At 72.6% G+C, this 17,095-nt stretch carries 14 protein-coding genes; 10 read left to right on the plus strand and 4 right to left on the minus strand.

The features are described from left to right. Window positions 1–11: 11 nt before the first annotated feature. Window positions 12–245: an Lrp/AsnC family transcriptional regulator gene (locus tag ACIQHQ_RS30240; protein ID WP_003997603.1), complete on the minus strand. Its 234-nt coding sequence runs from the start codon at window positions 243–245 to the stop codon at window positions 12–14. 206 nt (window positions 246–451) lie between these two features. Here ACIQHQ_RS30240 and ACIQHQ_RS30245 point away from each other — a divergent pair, with 206 nt between their 5' ends. Next, the gene (locus tag ACIQHQ_RS30245; RefSeq protein WP_402617753.1) at window positions 452–1,417 is read left to right on the plus strand and encodes a thiamine-phosphate kinase; all 966 of its coding nucleotides are present in this window, start codon (window positions 452–454) and stop codon (window positions 1,415–1,417) included. Then, complete coding sequence (gene thiD / locus ACIQHQ_RS30250; protein ID WP_402617755.1) at window positions 1,414–2,205, plus strand: bifunctional hydroxymethylpyrimidine kinase/phosphomethylpyrimidine kinase; 792 nt, start codon at window positions 1,414–1,416, stop codon at window positions 2,203–2,205. Before ACIQHQ_RS30245 ends, thiD begins: the two co-directional genes overlap by 4 nt. A 188-nt stretch (window positions 2,206–2,393) precedes the next feature. Here thiD and rpmB read toward each other — a convergent pair whose 3' ends face one another. Beyond that, entirely contained in the window at window positions 2,394–2,579 is a 186-nt protein-coding gene (gene rpmB, locus ACIQHQ_RS30255) for a 50S ribosomal protein L28 (RefSeq protein WP_003993230.1), read from the minus strand. 266 nt (window positions 2,580–2,845) lie between these two features. Between rpmB and ACIQHQ_RS30260 the strand changes: the two genes are divergently transcribed. Beyond that, on the plus strand, window positions 2,846–4,555 hold the full coding sequence (locus ACIQHQ_RS30260) for a DAK2 domain-containing protein (protein WP_402617758.1): 1,710 nt from the start codon (window positions 2,846–2,848) through the stop codon (window positions 4,553–4,555). Between the two features lie 84 nt (window positions 4,556–4,639). On the opposite strand, the gene ACIQHQ_RS30265 is transcribed toward ACIQHQ_RS30260, so the two are convergent. Both ACIQHQ_RS30265 and ACIQHQ_RS30270 read right to left on the minus strand, forming a co-directional pair. After that, window positions 4,640–7,558: a tetratricopeptide repeat protein gene (locus ACIQHQ_RS30265; RefSeq protein ID WP_402617760.1), complete on the minus strand. Its 2,919-nt coding sequence runs from the start codon at window positions 7,556–7,558 to the stop codon at window positions 4,640–4,642. Beyond that, entirely contained in the window at window positions 7,555–9,393 is a 1,839-nt protein-coding gene (locus ACIQHQ_RS30270; protein ID WP_402618057.1) for an HSP90 family protein, read from the minus strand. Before ACIQHQ_RS30270 ends, ACIQHQ_RS30265 begins: the two co-directional genes overlap by 4 nt. A gap of 187 nt (window positions 9,394–9,580) precedes the next feature. Between ACIQHQ_RS30270 and ACIQHQ_RS30275 the strand changes: the two genes are divergently transcribed. From ACIQHQ_RS30275 to rnc, 7 genes are all read left to right on the plus strand, one after another. Continuing rightward, complete coding sequence (locus ACIQHQ_RS30275) at window positions 9,581–12,826, plus strand: helicase-related protein (protein WP_402617763.1); 3,246 nt, start codon at window positions 9,581–9,583, stop codon at window positions 12,824–12,826. Window positions 12,827–12,933: 107 nt separating this feature from the next. Continuing rightward, window positions 12,934–13,521, plus strand: coding sequence for a 16S rRNA (guanine(966)-N(2))-methyltransferase RsmD (gene rsmD / locus ACIQHQ_RS30280; RefSeq protein ID WP_402617766.1), 588 nt, complete (start codon window positions 12,934–12,936; stop codon window positions 13,519–13,521). Between the two features lie 26 nt (window positions 13,522–13,547). Continuing rightward, window positions 13,548–14,027: a pantetheine-phosphate adenylyltransferase gene (gene coaD, locus ACIQHQ_RS30285; protein ID WP_402618060.1), complete on the plus strand. Its 480-nt coding sequence runs from the start codon at window positions 13,548–13,550 to the stop codon at window positions 14,025–14,027. Between the two features lie 121 nt (window positions 14,028–14,148). Next, window positions 14,149–15,198, plus strand: a complete 1,050-nt coding sequence (locus ACIQHQ_RS30290) for an ATP synthase F0 subunit B (protein ID WP_402617769.1) — start codon at window positions 14,149–14,151, stop codon at window positions 15,196–15,198. 126 nt (window positions 15,199–15,324) lie between these two features. Continuing rightward, the gene (locus ACIQHQ_RS30295; RefSeq protein WP_402617772.1) at window positions 15,325–15,969 is read left to right on the plus strand and encodes a YceD family protein; all 645 of its coding nucleotides are present in this window, start codon (window positions 15,325–15,327) and stop codon (window positions 15,967–15,969) included. Between the two features lie 2 nt (window positions 15,970–15,971). Next, window positions 15,972–16,145, plus strand: a complete 174-nt coding sequence (gene rpmF, locus ACIQHQ_RS30300) for a 50S ribosomal protein L32 (protein ID WP_007493396.1) — start codon at window positions 15,972–15,974, stop codon at window positions 16,143–16,145. 7 nt (window positions 16,146–16,152) lie between these two features. Next, entirely contained in the window at window positions 16,153–17,004 is an 852-nt protein-coding gene (gene rnc, locus ACIQHQ_RS30305; RefSeq protein ID WP_402617775.1) for a ribonuclease III, read from the plus strand. The last annotated feature ends 91 nt before the right edge of the window (window positions 17,005–17,095 follow it).

A 17,095-nucleotide genomic window follows, 5' to 3' on the forward strand; every position in this document is an offset into this window, starting at 1 on the left:
GTAGACGGGGGCTACAGATGGACGACCGGGCAGGTCAGGGTGCGGGTGATGCCGTCCACCTGCTGGACCTTGGCGACCACCATGCGGCCGAGATCGTCGACGGTGTCGGCCTGCGCCCGCACGATCACGTCGTACGGTCCCGTCACGTCCTCGGCCTGGATGACCCCAGGGATCTTGCTGATCGTCTCGGCGACGGTCGACGCCTTGCCGACCTCCGTCTGGATCAGGATGTACGCCTGTACCACGGAACCTCCAGGGCGGCCACGAGGATCATGTGGGGAAAAGGAACGCCACGGTATCGCGTCGTCGCTCGCCGCGGGGAGACCTGCGGGGACCGGGTCTTGCGCGCCGGGGTGCAGGTCCGGCAGAACTTGACGGTCACTTCGACCGTAGCGAGGACTGAGATGCCTCGCGACCGGGCACGGACAGGGACAGAAGGGGCGAAAGGGCAATGAAGGGCACTGTTGGTGAGCTCGGTGAGTTCGGGCTCATCAGGGAGCTCACCTCCCGTCTGACCACCACCCCGGCGGTCCGGGTCGGCCCCGGCGACGACGCCGCCGTGGTGGCCGCGCCCGACCGCAGGGTCGTGGCGAGCACCGACATCCTGGTGGAGGGCCGGCACTTCCGCCGCGACTGGTCGACGGCCTACGACGTGGGCCGCAAGGCGGCCGCGCAGAACCTCGCCGACATCGCCGCCATGGGCGCGGTACCGACCGCGCTGCTGCTCGGCCTGGTCGTCCCGGCCGAGCTGCCGGTGACCTGGCCCAGCGAGCTGATGGACGGCTTGCGCGACGAATGCCAGGTGGCGGGCGCCGCCGTGGTCGGCGGAGACGTCGTACGCGGCGACTCGATCATGGTGTCGATCACCGCGCTCGGTGATCTGCGCAACCAGGAGCCGGTGACGCGGGCGGGGGCGCAGCCCGGCGATCTCGTCGCGGTGACGGGCTGGCTGGGCTGGTCCGCGGCCGGGTACGCGGTACTGTCCCGGGGGTTCCGCTCGCCGCGGGCCTTCGTGGAGGCCCACCGGCGGCCCGAGCCGCCGTACCACGCGGGTCCCGCGGCCGCCGGGCTCGGGGCGACCGCGATGTGCGACGTGAGCGACGGGCTGATCGCCGACCTCGGGCACATCGCGGAGGCCAGCAAGGTCCGCATCGACATCCGATCCGGGGCGATCGACATCCCGTCCCAGATGAACGACATCGGGCAGGCCGTCGGGGTCGACCCCATGCAGTGGGTGCTGACCGGGGGAGAGGACCACGCGATGGTGGCGACCTTCCCGCCGGACGTGAAGCTGCCCGCCCGCTGGAAGGTCATCGGCGAGGTCCTCAACCCCTCGGCGCTGCCGCAGGTGACGGTCGACGGGGCGCCGTGGACCAGCAAGGGCGGCTGGGATCACTTCGCCGACATAGAGTCATGATCCCCAACGTCCTGACGGTGGCGGGCTCCGACTCCGGCGGTGGCGCGGGCATCCAGGCCGACCTCAAGACGATGCTCGCGCTCGGCGTGCACGGCATGAGCGTCGTCACGGCGGTGACCGCGCAGAACTCCCTCGGCGTGCAGGGGGCTTGGGAACTGCCCGTGGAGGCCGTGCGGGCCCAGTACCGCAGTGTCGTCGACGACATCGGCGTCCAGGCGGTCAAGACCGGCATGCTGGCCTCCGCGGAACTGGTGGAGGCGGTGGCGGAGTTGATCGCGGGGACGGACGCCCCGGCCGTCGTCGACCCGGTGGGCGTCTCCAAGCACGGCGACGCCCTGCTCGCCGCCTCGGCGCTGGACTCCGTGCGTACGAAGCTGCTGCCGGTGGCGACGGTCGCCACACCGAACCTCGACGAGGTGGCCCAGATCACCGGCGTACGGGTCCAGTCGGAGGCGGAGATGCGGCAGGCCGCCTCGGCCGTCCTCGGATACGGGCCGCGCTGGGTGCTGATCAAGGGCGGACACTTGCCCGGTGACGCCGTCGACCTGCTCACCGACGGCTCCGAGGAGCACTGGCTGCGGGCGCCGAGGCATGACAACCGACACACCCACGGCACCGGCTGCACGCTCGCCTCCGCGATCGCCTCCCAGCTCGCGAAGGGGCGGTCCGTGCCGGAGGCGGTGGCGGCGGCGAAGCAGTACGTCACGGGGGCGGTGGCGGCCGGGTTCGCGCTCGGTGGGGGAATCGGGCCCGTGGATCACGGCTGGCGCTTCCGCGGGGGCGCGTAACCGCCGGGCCGCGGCGCCGGACTGCGACGCTCCGGCGTCGCACCGCGCCGCCCGGGCCCGCCGGGCCGTGGGCCCGCGGGGAACGCTTGGCTGGCCCGGGCAACGTCTCTGGGAACGGCAAAGAGCCGGCCCACCAGAGGTGGACCGGCTTTGCAGCGAACCAGCAGTGGCCGCGCGCTAGCTGAGCGTCAGCGCGAGACCTTGCCGGCCTTGATGCACGAGGTGCAAGCGTTCACGCGCTTCGGCGTCCCGCCCACCACGGTACGCACACGCTGGATGTTCGGGTTCCAGCGGCGGGACGTACGGCGGTGCGAGTGCGAGATGTTGTTGCCGAAGCCCGGCCCCTTGCCGCAGACGTCGCAGTTGGCAGCCACGGGTCACTCCAAAGACTTCAGATGCACTTACGGTTGATCCCGGCAGGCCGGGATCAAGATTCTCGGACTCCAGGAGCCCGCGAGATCTGAGTGGCGTTGCCAGGGGGAAGGCCCGATCAGATCGGGCAACCGGAGCAGCATACAACGGCTGCACCCGTGGAACGAAACTACCACGGCAGCTCAGGGGTCCGGTCCCCTCCCTCTTCCGGTGAACACCGCCCCGGGGTCTACGCTGCGTGCCACGTCCAGCAGCTCAGGGAGGCGCGGTGGCGCAGGTGCCGCAGACATTCTTCGATGCTCTCGCGGTGCGCACCTGGTGCGGTCTCGCGCTCGAGACCCTGGGGCGGGCGCGTGAGGAGATCGACGCGATCAACGTCTATCCGGTCGCGGACGGCGACACCGGCACGAACCTGTATCTGACCGTGGAGTCGGCCGCCGCGGCCGTCGAGGCGGTCTTCACCGGGCACGCGGCGGCGTCCGGCCCGGACGGCCCGACGCTCGCCGACGCGACCCGGGCCATGGCGCACGGCGCCCTGATCGGTGCCCGCGGGAACTCCGGGACGATCCTCGCCCAGCTGCTGCGTGGCATGGCCCAGGTGCTGGCCGGCGACGGCGCCGCCCGAGCGGACGGGCAGGGCCTGCGGCTCGCCCTGCGGCACGCGGCCGACTCCGCCCGCCGGGCCGTGGCCCACCCCGTCGAGGGCACCGTCCTCACCGTCGCCTCGGCCGCCGCCGACGCCGCGGACAGCGCGGAGGGCGACTGCGGGGCGGTGGCCCGGGCGGCCTACGACGGTGCCCGGGCGGCCCTCGCCGCGACCCCGGCCCGGCTGCCCGTCCTGGAACGTGCCGGAGTGGTCGACGCCGGGGGGCGGGGCCTGGTGGCGGTGCTCGGGGCGCTGGTGGAGACGCTCACGGGGGAGAAGCCGGGAGCGCTCGCGTGCAGCGGCCCCTTCGAGGCTCCCCACGCGCGCGTGGACCCGGGAGCGGGCCCCGTGCCGGTCGACGGCGTCCGGGACGAGTGCGCCGACAGCGCCGCCGCACCGGGCCGGGAGGCACCGGCGTTCGAGGTGATCTACCTCCTGGAAGCCGAGGACCGGGACGTGGAGCGGCTGCGCGAGCGGCTCGACGCCCTCGGCGACTCCCTCGTCGTGGTCGGCGGCGACGGACTGTGGAACGTCCACGTCCATGTGGACGACGCGGGCGCCGCCGTCGAGGCCGGCATCGAGGCCGGGCGGCCCCACCGGATCCGCATCACGCACTTCGGCGCGGGCGACGTGCACACCACCGGCGCCGAGCGGCCGCCCCGGGAACGCGCCCAGCGGGCCGTCGTGGCCGTCGTGCCCGGCGAGGGCCTGGCCGGTCTGTACACCGAGGCCGGCGCGACGACCGTGCTCGCCCGCCCCGGGGAGCCGCCCGCGAGCGGCGAGCTCGTCCAGGCCGTACGGCGGGCCCACGCGCGCGAGGTCGTGCTGCTGCCGAACGACGCCGACCTGCGCCACACGGCGGCGGCGGCCGCCGAGCAGGTCCGCACGGAGGGCATCCGCGTGGCGCTGATCCCCACCCGGTCGGCGGTCCAGGGCATCGCGGCGCTGGCCGTGCACGAGCCGGACCGCCGCTTCGACGAGGACGTCGTCTCGATGACGTCGGCCGCCGGGGCCACCCGCTACGCCGAGGTGACCGTCGCCGAACGCCAGTCCTGGACGATGGCCGGCATCTGCCAGGCTGGCGATGTCCTGGGGCTCATCGACGGGGACGTGGCCGTGATCGGCGCGGACGTCGCCGAGACCGCCGAGACCGTCCTGGACCGGATGCTCTCGGCCGGGGGCGAGATGGTCACCCTGGTCCTCGGCGACGAGGCCCCCGACACCGTCGCCGAGCACCTGGAGGGCCGGGTCCGCGAGAGGTACCTCGCCGTCGACACCGTTCTGTACCGGGGCGGACGGCAGGGGGCGCTGCTCCTCATCGGCGTGGAGTAGGCCCGGCATCGGCGTACGGACCCGGGCCCGCACCTGGGGGCTGCCTGGGCGGCCCTTGCCCGACACGTACCTGATCGAGCCCTCTCAGTCCGGCCGCCGCGCCGGCGGACGGAGCAGCTCCTCCGCCTCCAGCCGCCGGGCCCGCACCACATCGTCCTCACCGGCGCCGTGCTCCTCGTAGGCGGCCAGCACCGCACGCGCGCGTGCCATCGCGTCGGCGGGGCGGCCCAGGTCCGCCTCGAGCCGGCCCGCCGCGAGTTCCGCTCCGGTGCGGCTGTGCAGGGCGTCGTCCCCGAGAGAGGCGAACACCTCGGCCGACCGCGCCACGTGAGCCAGAGCCTCCTCGAACACGGCCCGGGCCGCGGGGCCTTCGGCGTCCCCGGAGACGGAGCGGACCAGCAGATCGCCGAACTGCCCGTGGGTATGGCCCAGTTCGGCGACGAGCTGCTGCCGGGACTCCTCGTCGGACGCCGTGTCCCGGGCCGCCTCGCACTCCCGGGCCGCCTCCGCCATCAGGTTCCGTGCCGCTCCCGGCCCGTCCTCGGCGTGCAGCGCCAGCCAGGCACGGGCCCGCAGGGAGCGGACCAGGCCGGTCGTGTTGCCGAGGTCGCGCCACAGATCGCCCGCGCGCGCGTAGGCCCGGTCCGCCTCGGCGGGCAGCCCGGCCTGCCCGAGGGACTCCCCGGCCAGGTGGGCGAGGGTCGCGTGGTCGTGCTGCTCGGGCCAGCGGCGGGCGATCTCGGCGGCCTGCAGCCGCCGTTCGGCGGCCGCGCGGTGCTCGCCGAGCTCGCTCAGGCAGTCGCCGAGCCACCACTGCGTCTGCACGACCGCCCCGTCGCCGTGCGTCTGGGCGGTCAGATCGGGCAGCGCCGACTCCAGCACCTCCGCGGCCTCGGCCCACCGCCCCTGCCGCAGCAGAAACCCGCCGAGCTGCTGTCGCGCCCAGGCACCCAGCGTCGCCGACTCGCCCGCCTCGTCGGCCCAGTGCGCGGCCTCCAGGGCGTGCCGGGCGGCCTCGACGGCCTCGCCCCGGCCACCGACGACCTCGGCGAGCTGGAGGTGCAGCTGGGCCCGTCCGGGCGCCTCCAGCTCCGCTCCGCCGTGCTCCAGGGCCGCCCGCAGTGCCCGCTCCGTCTCCGCCGTGTCGCCGAGGTGGTGGGCCAGGGAGGCCAGCCGGGCCTCGTACTCCACCGCGAACCACGGCAGCCCCGCCTCGACGAACGCCGCCGCGCCCCGGGCGAACAGCTCCGCGGCCGTCTCCAGGTCCCCTGCGAGCCCCGCCAGCTCCCCGAGCATCGCGCGGGCCTCGGCGGCCCGCGCGGCCAGCCGTACGTCCTCCCCGGCCCGGCCGTCGACCAGCGCGAGGACCTCCCGGACGGCCGCCTCGGCCTCGGCTCGCACCGCGCTGTCGCCCTCGCCGCCGTGCGCCCGCCGCGTCAGGATCCGCGCCCGGCTCATCACGACGGCCGCGGTCTGCCGTATACCGGTGCCGTCGGCGGCGTACAGCGCGAGGACCTCGTCGTACGGACCCGTCACCGCCGCGACGGCGCCGTCCACATCGCCCGCGAGCGCGCGGACGTACGCTCCACGCGCGCGTGCCGCGAGGGCCTCGCCCGGGTCGCCCGCCTCCGTGTAGAGGCCGGCGGCCCGTTCGAAGAGGGCGATGCCCTCGGGGCCGAGGGACATCGCCTCGTGGTCGGCCATCTCCGCACGGTCGCGCGGATCCAGTTCGACGCCCTGAGCGGCCTCGGCGACCGCCGCCCACGCCTCCACGGCGCCCGGCCGCAGGGTGTCCGACAGCTGTCGTGCCCCGGCCAGGAGGGAGGGCAGATCCGGCTGCCGGGTGACGGGGGCCAAAGCCGTGGAGGGAGCGGGCAGGGGCGCCCGCCGCACCGACCGCACGCCCAGCGGCAGCCGTTCCACCAGCGGTCGCCGCGCCATACGCGCGCGTGCCCGTTCGCTCACGTGCGTGGTGCCGTTGCGCTCGTCGAAGCGCGCCGCCAGGGCGAGGGCCTCCCCGCGCGCGTGCGCGGCGAGTTCACGGGCGGTCCACTCCCGGCCGGCCGGGCCCGGCACCTGCCGCTCGCCCAGCCCGAGCCCGGTCAGGCGGTCCATGAGCAGGGCCACCACGCTCATGAAGTCCAGCTTGCCCCGCGGATGCCCGTCACCGGTGAAGTACGCCGGCCGCTCCGCGAGCAGTTCCAGGCCCCGCGCCTCGTTGCCGGTCAGCGCGCAGAACTCCACGTGCTCCGCGTACGCGCCGCGCATGCTCTCCATCGCCCGGACGAGCCGAAGGCCCCGCAGGTGGTGGGCGCGGGCCTCGTCCAGGCGGCCCAGCCGCAGCAGCGGCACCAGGGAGGACGCGAGGGCCGAGTGCGGCTCGTGGGCGCAGGCGTACTCGCCCTCCAGCACCGGCCGCCACAGCTGCAGGGCCTGAGCGTCCCGCCCCTGCTCCGCCTGCCACCAGCCCTGACCGTGCAGCTCGCAGGCGTGGCAGTCGGACATGCCGTCCCGGTCGGCGGCCAGCCACGCGGCGTACGCCCGCTCGGCCCGCGCCACGTCCCCGACATGCGCGGCCACACTGTGCTCGGCACTGCGCACCGCCCGCTCGGAGTGCCCGGCCAGCCGGTAGCGGTGCTCCATCTCGCCGAGCCACTTCTCGATCGACGCGAGCGGGATGTGCGGCTGGTCCAGCATGCCGGCCGAGACCCATTTGAAGACCCAGTGCAGCGAGTGGGTCTCGTGCGCGTCGAAGTCCTCGGGCCGTTCGTCCCACATGCGCAGCAGACGCGCGAAGGGGACGAACATCTTCCCCTTCTCGGAGCTGTAGTTGTAGACCTTCAGCTGATGGCCGAGGGCCTCGATCACGGCGAGCGGGTTGTTCAGCTTCTCGGCCGCCGTCAGCAGCTGCTCCGCGCGCGCGTTGCGGGCCGGCCCCTCCGGCCGCCCGGCGTTCTCCGCCATCGCCTCGCGCAGCGCGTCGAGGTCCAGGATCCCGCTCATGCCCGACCGTCCTCGCTGTGCGTGGCCCACTCCAGGAGGCCGATGAACGCGCGGTTGAGCAGCGCCGAGTCGGCCGGCCTCAGGGGCCGCTGCGCCATCAGCAGCGCCTGCCCGTACAGCGACTCCGTGGCGGTGCCGATCAGCTCCGGGTCGGGCAGCGCGGCTATCCGCCGCACGAGCGGGTTGAGATGGTTCAGCACCAGACGCGCGCGGGGGGCGCTGCCGCGCAGGGAGCCGAGGATGCCCGCCCACAGGTCGTCGGCCCGCGCCTCGGCGTCCGCCCTGGCCTGCTCGTGCCGGGCGTCCCGGTCGTCGAGGTGCAGCGCGGGCAGGGTCAGCGGGTGGAAGGCCCGCAGGACGACGTCGCAGCCGAGCGGGTCGAGCCGGGCCCGGGCCGCCGCCAGGAAGCCGGACAGGGCCAGTTCCTCGGCCGGGTCGACCGCGTCCAGATGCGCGGTCACCGTCTCCGCGTCCAGCTCGGCGACCACCGTGCCCGGCCGCACCGACGGCAGCGCCTGAATCAGCTCGCTGTCGTACGTGTAGCCGCCGTTGATCACGCCGATGCCCTGCGCGGACGCGATCGGCGCGACCTGCCGGTACTCCTCGACGGTCCGTGTGAAGTGCACCACCGCATGCCGCTGCGCGAACTCCTCCAGGGACAGCCGCCCGCCGGTCGTCTCGAACGGCAGCCACGGCAGCATCGTGCGCAGCATCTCCCGGTCGTGCCGGGCCAGCGACTTCACGCCCAGGTGGTGCACCGACAGGAACGCGGCCAGCCGCTCCGGGTCACCGGCCGCCAGCGCCGTCAGCCAGGAACGGATCCGCTCGCCCAGCGCCTCCCGCACACCGGCCAGCGTCTCGTCCTCGTACAGCGCCTCGCGCGACGCCGTGGGCCGCAGGCTGTCCGTGTCGAGCACGCAGCGCACGAAGAACGCCCAGTCGGGCAGCAGCTGTTCGGCCCGCTCGGTCAGCAGCATGCCCTTCAGATGCACGCGGTGACCCGCGCGCTGGGCCGGGTTCACCGCCGAGGGCAGCACGAAGGCCACCCCGCGGATGCCGGCCACCGGCACGGACAGGTCGATCGTGTCCAGCGGGGTGAAGCCGAACAGCTCGTGACAGTGCCGGGCGAGGGCGACGCGGCGGGCGGCCGGGCCCGGGTACGGGCGGTCCCACGGTGCCGGAAGGTCGGTGACCGCCTCGTCTCCGACCCGCACGTCGTACGGCAGCAGCGACCCGAAGTTCCGTGCCAGCGTCTCGACCCGTCCGGGCGCGAGCCACTCCGCGGCGCCCGCCCGGGCCACCAGATGCACGGTGGTGCCCGGTTCGGGCCGCTCGGCGTCCGGCAACGTCCGCACGGTGTACGAACCGTCCTCGGACGCCGTCCACTCGACCGGCGGCGCCCCGGGCGTACGGGCGCTGCGGCTGACGACCCGGATCCGCTCGGCGACGACGAAACAGGCCAGCAGCCCGATCCCGAACTGCCCGAGGAAGCCGGACCGGACCTCCTGAAGCCCCTCGGCGCGCTTCGAGCTGCGCCCGATGGTGGCCAGCAGGCTGTGCACGTCCGCCTCGGTGAGCCCCACGCCGGTGTCCTCGACACGCAGGGCACCGCCCTCCGCGTACAGCCGGACCCGGGCAGGGGCGCCGGGCTCGTCCGCGCGTCTGGCCGTGATGGCGTCCACGGCGTTCTGCAGCAGCTCGCGCAGATACACCTTCGGACTGGAGTAGAGGTGCTGGGAGAGCAGGTCCACCAGGCCACGCAGGTCGACCTGGAACGTATGAGGTGAAGGGGGCGGCGGGGAGGGCTGGGATGCCGGTGAGGTCTGGGAGTCCATCATCACGGCGCCGGTGGGGGACTCGCGACGGCGCGGGGTCGGGCGGTCCCGGTGAGGCGGTGACCGCGAAGAAGGGCCAAGAGCGCGTCATCCTAAGGCCCGAACCAGCCGCCTGACCAGGGGTTTCCGGGATCTTTACGGCGATCCGGCCGCGGCCTGGAAGCCATTGTCAGTGGCGTGGTGTGCAATGGATCTCGTGCCCGCACTGGAAGAACCCCTGCGCCAACCGCTGAAGTCGGTGCTCGGCCCCGCCACCGCGAAGGTGATGGCCGAGCACCTCGGCCTGCTCACCGTCGGCGACCTCCTCCACCACTACCCGCGCAGATACGAGGAGCGCGGCCAGCTCACCCACCTCGCCGACCTTCCGATGGACGAGCACGTCACGGTGGTCGCGCAGGTCGCCGACGCCCGCCTGCACACCTTCGCCTCCGCCAAGGCCCCGCGCGGCAAGGGCCAGCGCCTGGAGGTCACGATCACGGACGGCAGCGGCCGGCTCCAACTGGTCTTCTTCGGCGCCGGAGTCCACAAACCCCACAAGGAACTCCTGCCGGGCACCCGCGCGATGTTCGCGGGCAAGGTCTCCGTCTTCAACCGACGCCTCCAACTCGCCCATCCGGCCTACGAGTTGCTGCGCGGTGACCCGGAGGAGTCCGTCGAGACCTGGGCGGGTGCCCTGATCCCGATCTACCCCGCCACCGCCAAGCTGGAGTCCTGGAAGATCGGCAAGGCGATCCAGACGGTCCTGCCCACCGCCCAGGAGGCCGTCGACCCGCTCCCCGACACCCTGCGTCGGGGCCGCGGCCTGGTGCCCCTCCCCGAGGCCCTCCTCAAGATCCACCGCCCGCACACCAAGGCGGACATCGAGGACGCCCGCTCCCGCCTCAAGTGGGACGAGGCCTTCGTCCTCCAGGTCGCCCTGGCCCGCCGCCGTCACGCGGACGCCCAACTCCCCGCCGTCCCCCGCAAGCCCGCCCCCGACGGCCTCCTCACCGCCTTCGACGCCCGCCTTCCCTTCACCCTCACCGACGGCCAGCAGCGCGTCTCCCGGGAGATCTTCGACGACCTGGCCACCGACCACCCGATGCACCGGCTGCTGCAGGGGGAGGTCGGCTCGGGCAAGGCCCAGCCCCTCGACTCGCTGGTACTCACTCCCACGGGTTTCCGCCGCATGGGCGAGCTTCGGGTCGGGGACGAAGTGGTGGTGCCGGACGGGGAGATCGCGCTGATCGACGGCGTCTTCCCTCAGGGGGAACGCGACGTGTGGCGCATCGTTCTGTCCGACGGAAGTTCCGTCGAGTGCGATGACGAGCACCTTTGGATCGTCGGCACCAGGTGCGGACGGCATCGCAGTCAGGCACCCGAGGTCATGGCGACCCGGGAGATCCGTCTCGACACGTTCGAGGCCGACGGTTCATCGAAGTGGTACATCCCCGTGGCCAAGCCGGTCGACCTGGGTGGCGACGCGGGTCTGCCCCTCGACCCGTACCTGCTCGGTGTACTGCTCGGAGACGGTTCGTTCCGGCACAGTCTCCGGCTCTCCACCATCGACGCGGAGATCCATGACGCGGTGGCCGCCGCAGTAGCGCCTGCATGTCGGCTGGTACCGGTGAGGGGAGCCCGCTGCGACTACACGATTCAGCTCGTGGAGCGGGCCGGAGGCATGCGGAACCCCGTGATCCAGGCCCTGCGTGAAGTGGACCTGTGGGGAGTGACGTCCCACGGCAAGTTCGTCCCGGACGCTTTCAAGAACGCGTCGGTCAAGGACCGTCTCGCACTCTTGCAAGGGCTCATGGATACGGACGGCACCGTCGACGCCGACGGCATGAGCATCTCCCTGTGCTCCGCGTCACGCCGGCTCGCCGAGGACGTCGCCTGGCTCGTCCGTTCTCTCGGCGGCCGGGCACTGGTGCTCCCGAAGAAGCCCGCCTGCACCGTGTCGGTCGCCCTGCCTGACGAGTACGCCCCGTTCCGGCTTGCGCGCAAGGCCGGCCGCGTGCGTCCGAGGCCGCAGCACGACACGTTCCGGCGCGGCATCCGGGCGGTCGAGTACGTGGGGCGCAAGCCCGTCCAGTGCATCAGCGTCGCCCACCCCGGCCATGCCTACGTCACCGACAACTTCACCGTCACCCACAACACCATGGTCGCCCTGCGCGCCATGCTCGCCGTGGTCGACGCGGGCGGCCAGGCCGCCATGCTCGCGCCCACCGAAGTGCTCGCGCAGCAGCATCACCGGTCCATCGTCGAGATGATGGGCGAGCTGGCCGAGGGCGGCATGCTCGGCGGGTCCGAACAGGCCACCAAGGTGGTGCTGCTCACCGGTTCCATGGGGACGGCCGCCCGGCGGCACGCCCTGCTCGACCTCACCACCGGCGAGGCCGGCATCGTCATCGGCACGCACGCGCTGATCGAGGACAAGGTGCAGTTCCACGACCTGGGCCTGGTCGTGGTCGACGAACAGCACCGCTTCGGCGTCGAGCAGCGCGACGCCCTGCGCGGCAAGGGCAAACAGCCCCCGCACCTCCTGGTCATGACGGCCACGCCCATCCCGCGCACGGTCGCCATGACCGTCTTCGGCGACCTGGAGACCTCCGTCCTGGACCAGCTCCCGGCCGGCCGCTCGCCGATCGCCAGCCATGTCGTCCCGGCCGCCGACAAGCCCCACTTCCTGTCCCGCGCGTGGGAGCGGGTCCGCGAGGAGGTGGAGAACGGCCATCAGGCATACGTCGTCTGCCCCCGCATCGGCGACGACGAGGAGGACGACCCGAAGAAGGCCGGCCGGAAGAAGGCCGTAAAGCCCCCGGAGGACGCCGCGGAGAAGCGCCCGCCGCTCGCCGTCCTCGAAGTGGCCGACCAGCTGTCCAAGGGTCCCCTCCAGGGCCTCCGAGTGGAGGTCCTGCACGGCAGGATGCACCCCGACGACAAGGACGCCGTCATGCGCCGCTTCGCCGCCGGCGAGACCCACGTCCTGGTCGCCACGACGGTCATCGAGGTCGGCGTCAACGTCCCCAACGCCACCGTCATGGTGATCATGGACGCCGACCGCTTCGGCGTCTCCCAGCTCCACCAGCTGCGCGGCCGCGTGGGCCGTGGCTCGGCCCCCGGCCTGTGCCTCCTGGTCACCGAGATGCCCGAGGCGAGCCCGGCGCGCCAGCGCCTGGGTGCGGTCGCCGCCACCCTCGACGGCTTCGAACTGTCCCGCATCGACCTCGAACAACGCCGCGAGGGCGATGTCCTCGGCCAGGCCCAGTCGGGCGCCCGCACCTCCCTGAGGATGCTCGCGGTCATCGAGGACGAGGAGATCATCGCCGAGGCGAGGCGGGAGGCGACCGCGGTGGTGGCGGCCGACCCGGAGCTGACCGGCCTGCCCGGCCTGCGCACGGCTCTCGACGCCCTTCTGGACGAGGAGAGGGAGCAGTACCTGGACAAGGGCTGAGTACGGCCACCTCAGGGGCGCGGGCCCGTACTCCTCATGCGGCTACCGCCGCGCGGGCGCGACCAGCCACACTGAACCTAGATGCGACCCACGACCAAGGACCACAGATGACCCGCGTGATCGCCGGCCGGGCCGGCGGACGCCGCCTGGCCGTTCCGCCGGGGACAGGAACCCGCCCCACCTCCGACCGGGCCCGGGAGGGCCTCTTCTCCACCTGGCAGTCGCTCCTCGGCGGCCCTCTGGAAGGCGAACGCGTCCTCGACCTCTACGCGGGCTCGGGGGCCGTGGGCCTGGAGGCACTCTCCCGGGGGGCCGGCCACGCCCTCCTGGTGGAGGCCGATGCCAAAGCCGTCCGCACGGTCCGCGAGAACGTGCAGAGCCTCGGGCTCCCCGGCGCGGAGGTCAGATCAGGCAAAGCGGAACAGATCATCCGCACGCCACCCCCCGGTGACCCGTACGACCTCGTCTTCCTCGACCCGCCGTACGCCGTCGCGGACGACGATCTTCGGGAGATCCTCCTCACACTCCGCACGGAGGGCTGGCTCACCGAGGATGCCCTCGTCACCGTGGAGCGCAGCACCAGAGGCGGTGAATTCCGGTGGCCCGGGGGTTTCGAACCCCTCCGGGCCCGTCGCTACGGCGAGGGAACGTTTTGGTACGGTCGCGCCGCCTCTACGTGCGAAGACGCACGATGACCGGACCGGAGAGCGAGGGATCACAAGTGCGCCGCGCCGTCTGTCCCGGGTCGTTCGACCCGATCACCAACGGACACCTCGACATCATCTCCCGCGCCTCCAGGCTGTACGACGAGGTCTACGTCGCGGTGATGATCAACCAGGCCAAGAAGGGCCTGTTCGAGATCGATGAGCGGATCGACCTGATCCGCCGGGTCACCGCCGAGTACGGCAACGTCCGCGTGGAGGCCTTCCACGGCCTGCTCGTCGACTTCTGCAAGCAGCGCGAGATCCCCGCCATCGTCAAGGGCCTGCGCGCGGTCAGCGACTTCGACTACGAGCTGCAGATGGCCCAGATGAACAACGGCCTCTCGGGCGTGGAGACCCTCTTCATCCCCACCAACCCCACCTACAGCTTCCTGTCGTCCTCCCTGGTCAAGGAAGTCGCGACCTGGGGCGGTGACGTCTCCCACCTGGTCCCGGCGGAGGTCCTCCAGGAGCTCACCGAGCGCCTGAGGAAGGGCTGAGGGCGCCCCGGCCCTCCCGCGGGGTCCCGACTGCCCGTCACCCGGTGTCCCGAGGCGACCTCATGGCCGTACAGTCGTCCCGTCCGTCTCCAACGCATCTGTAGAGAGTGGCGAGCACACGGTGGACGTGCAGAAGAAGCTCGACGAGATCGTCTCCGCGGTCTCCGGCGCCCGGTCCATGCCCATGTCGGCCTCGTGCGTGGTCAACCGCGCCGACCTGCTCGCGATGCTGGAAGAGGTGCGCGCGGCCCTGCCCGACTCCCTCGCCCAGGCGCAGGAGCTGATCGGCGGCCGTGAGCAGATGGTCGAGCAGGCCCGCCAGGAGGCTCAGCGGATCATCGAGAGCGCGCACGCCGAGCGCGGCTCGCTGATCTCCGGCACCGAGATCGCCCGCCGCTCCCAGGCCGAGGCCGACCGGATCCTCGCCGAGGCCCGTCAGGAGGCCGAGGAGATCCGCGCCGAGGCCGACGAATACGTCGATTCCAAGCTCGCCAACTTCGAGGTCGTCCTCACCAAGACCCTGGGTTCCGTCGGCCGCGGCCGCGAGAAGCTCCTGGGCACCGGCCCCGGCACGGACGAGCAGGGCTACGAGGACGAGGACGCCCCCGAGCGCAGCCACGACCCGCAGACCCAGCGCCGCAGCGCCGACGAGTACGTCGACGTCAAGCTCGGCGCCTTCGAGGCGGTCCTCGCCAAGACCCTGGAGGCGGTCGGCCGCGGCCGGCAGAAGCTGCACGGCCGGATCGCCACCGACGACCTCGGCGCCCTCGCCCACGACGCGAGCACCATCCAGCACTCCAGCGACGCCGACTACCTCGCCGACCTGGCCGCCCTCGCGGAAAAGCCCTTGGCCGAGCGGCCCGGGCCGCAGGAGGAGTACGCGCAGCCGCAGCCGGCGTACGCCCCCGCCCAGCAGCAGCCCGACCCGTACGCGGGGTACCCGCAGCAGGCCTACGCCGCCCAGCAGGACCAGTACGGCTATCCGCAGGCCGACCCCTACGCCTACCAGGGCTACGACCCCCAGCAGGCCGCCTATGACCCGCACCAGTCCCAGCAGCAGGCGCAGCAGGCCCAGCAGGGGTACGCCCTCGACGAGACCAGTCTCTTCGACACCGGCATGATCAGCGCCGAGCAGCTGCGCGCCTACGAGCAGGGCCGCGGCCAGGGCTGAGCACCGGATTGGGACGACAGCGAAAGGTCCAGTATCCTGGCTCTTCGGTCGCGCGTACGTCCGCGATCAACGCTGCCCGGGACACCGCAGGGCGGCGGCTCCCCGAGTGACAGATCGAAAGCAGGAATGGCTCTGAACGCCCGCCTCGACCACCGCAACCCCCTCGTGTTCGACACGCACGAGCTGGGCCGGCGGCCTGGTGCGCTCCAGCGCCTGACCCGCACGGTCGACGCTCCCAGGGACCTCGGTCTCAAGGGAGTCATCGGAGTGCCGGAAGGCGCCCCGGTGGAGCTCGAACTCCGCCTGGAGTCGGTCATGGAAGGGGTGCTCGTCACAGGCACCGCCCGTGCCGCGGCCGAAGGGGAGTGCGTAAGGTGTCTGGAGCCGCTCGAGCAGGAGCTCGAAGCGGAGTTCCAGGAGATGTTCTCGTACCCTGACGCCGACGACCGGGGCCGCGTGATCGCGGAACCGGGCGACGACGCCGAGGATGACGAGGACAGGCTCTTCCTCGAGGACGGCTTGTTCGACCTCGAGCCCGTGCTGCGTGACGCGGTGGTGCTCTCACTGCCGATGCAGCCGGTGTGCCAGGAAGACTGCCCGGGTCTGTGCGCCGAATGCGGCGCGCGGCTGGCGGACGACCCGGACCACCACCACGACGCCGTCGACATCCGTTGGGCGGCATTGCAGGGACTCGCCGGCACCATGAAGGACGGCGAGAAGGACGAGATGAGCGGCGCCGAAGCGGGCGTCGACGAGAAGCAGGAGAAGTAGCCGTGGCTGTTCCGAAGCGGAAGATGTCGCGCAGCAACACGCGCCACCGCCGGTCGCAGTGGAAGGCTGCGGTCCCCACCCTGGTTGCGTGCGAGCGCTGCCACGAGCCCAAGCTGCAGCACATCGCGTGCCCGTCGTGCGGCACCTACAACAAGCGCCAGGTCCTCGAGGTCTGAGCGGCTGGTGAGAGGCACTGTGTCCACGCCTAAGAACAAGTCTTCCCGTGTGAGCGGGAGTGCTCCGGCGGACAACAACCAGGCCTCGTCCCACACGCTTCTGGAAGGGCGGCTCGGCTACAAGCTCGAGTCCGCCCTTCTGGTGCGCGCACTGACCCACCGGTCGTACGCATACGAGAACGGCGGTCTGCCGACCAACGAGCGCCTGGAGTTCCTCGGGGACTCCGTCCTCGGCCTCGTGGTCACGGACACGCTGTACCGCACCCACCCCGACCTGCCGGAAGGCCAACTGGCCAAACTGCGGGCCGCGGTGGTCAACTCGCGTGCACTCGCCGAAGTGGGCCGCGGGCTCGACCTGGGCTCCTTCATCCGGCTCGGCCGGGGTGAAGAGGGCACGGGCGGCCGGGACAAGGCGTCCATCCTCGCCGACACCCTCGAAGCGGTGATCGGCGCGGTCTACCTCGACCAGGGCCTGGACTCGGCGGCGGAGCTCGTGCACCGCCTGTTCGACCCCCTGATCGAGAAGTCCTCGAACCTCGGAGCCGGCCTGGACTGGAAGACCAGTCTCCAGGAGCTCACCGCGACCGAGGGGCTCGGTGTTCCCGAGTACCTGGTCACGGAGACCGGCCCCGATCACGAGAAGACCTTCACTGCTGCCGCCCGCGTCGGAGGCGTCTCGTACGGCACCGGCACCGGCCGCAGCAAGAAGGAGGCGGAGCAGCAGGCCGCCGAGTCCGCATGGCGGTCCATCCGGGCCGCGGCGGACGAGCGCGCCAAGGCGGCGAAGGCCGCGCAGGCGACGCAGACGGCAGCCGCTCAGGCCGCCCACGAAGCCGTCGACGCCGCCGTCGACGGCTGACCGCCGCCGCCCTGCACCGGGCGGTATGAGTACAGCGCACCCGAGCGCCCGCCCCTGCCCGGGGCGGGCGCTCGCGTCATCCACAGGCTTG

It is taken from the genome of Streptomyces sp. NPDC092370 (assembly GCF_044755265.1).
In the GTDB taxonomy this organism is placed as follows: domain Bacteria; phylum Actinomycetota; class Actinomycetes; order Streptomycetales; family Streptomycetaceae; genus Streptomyces.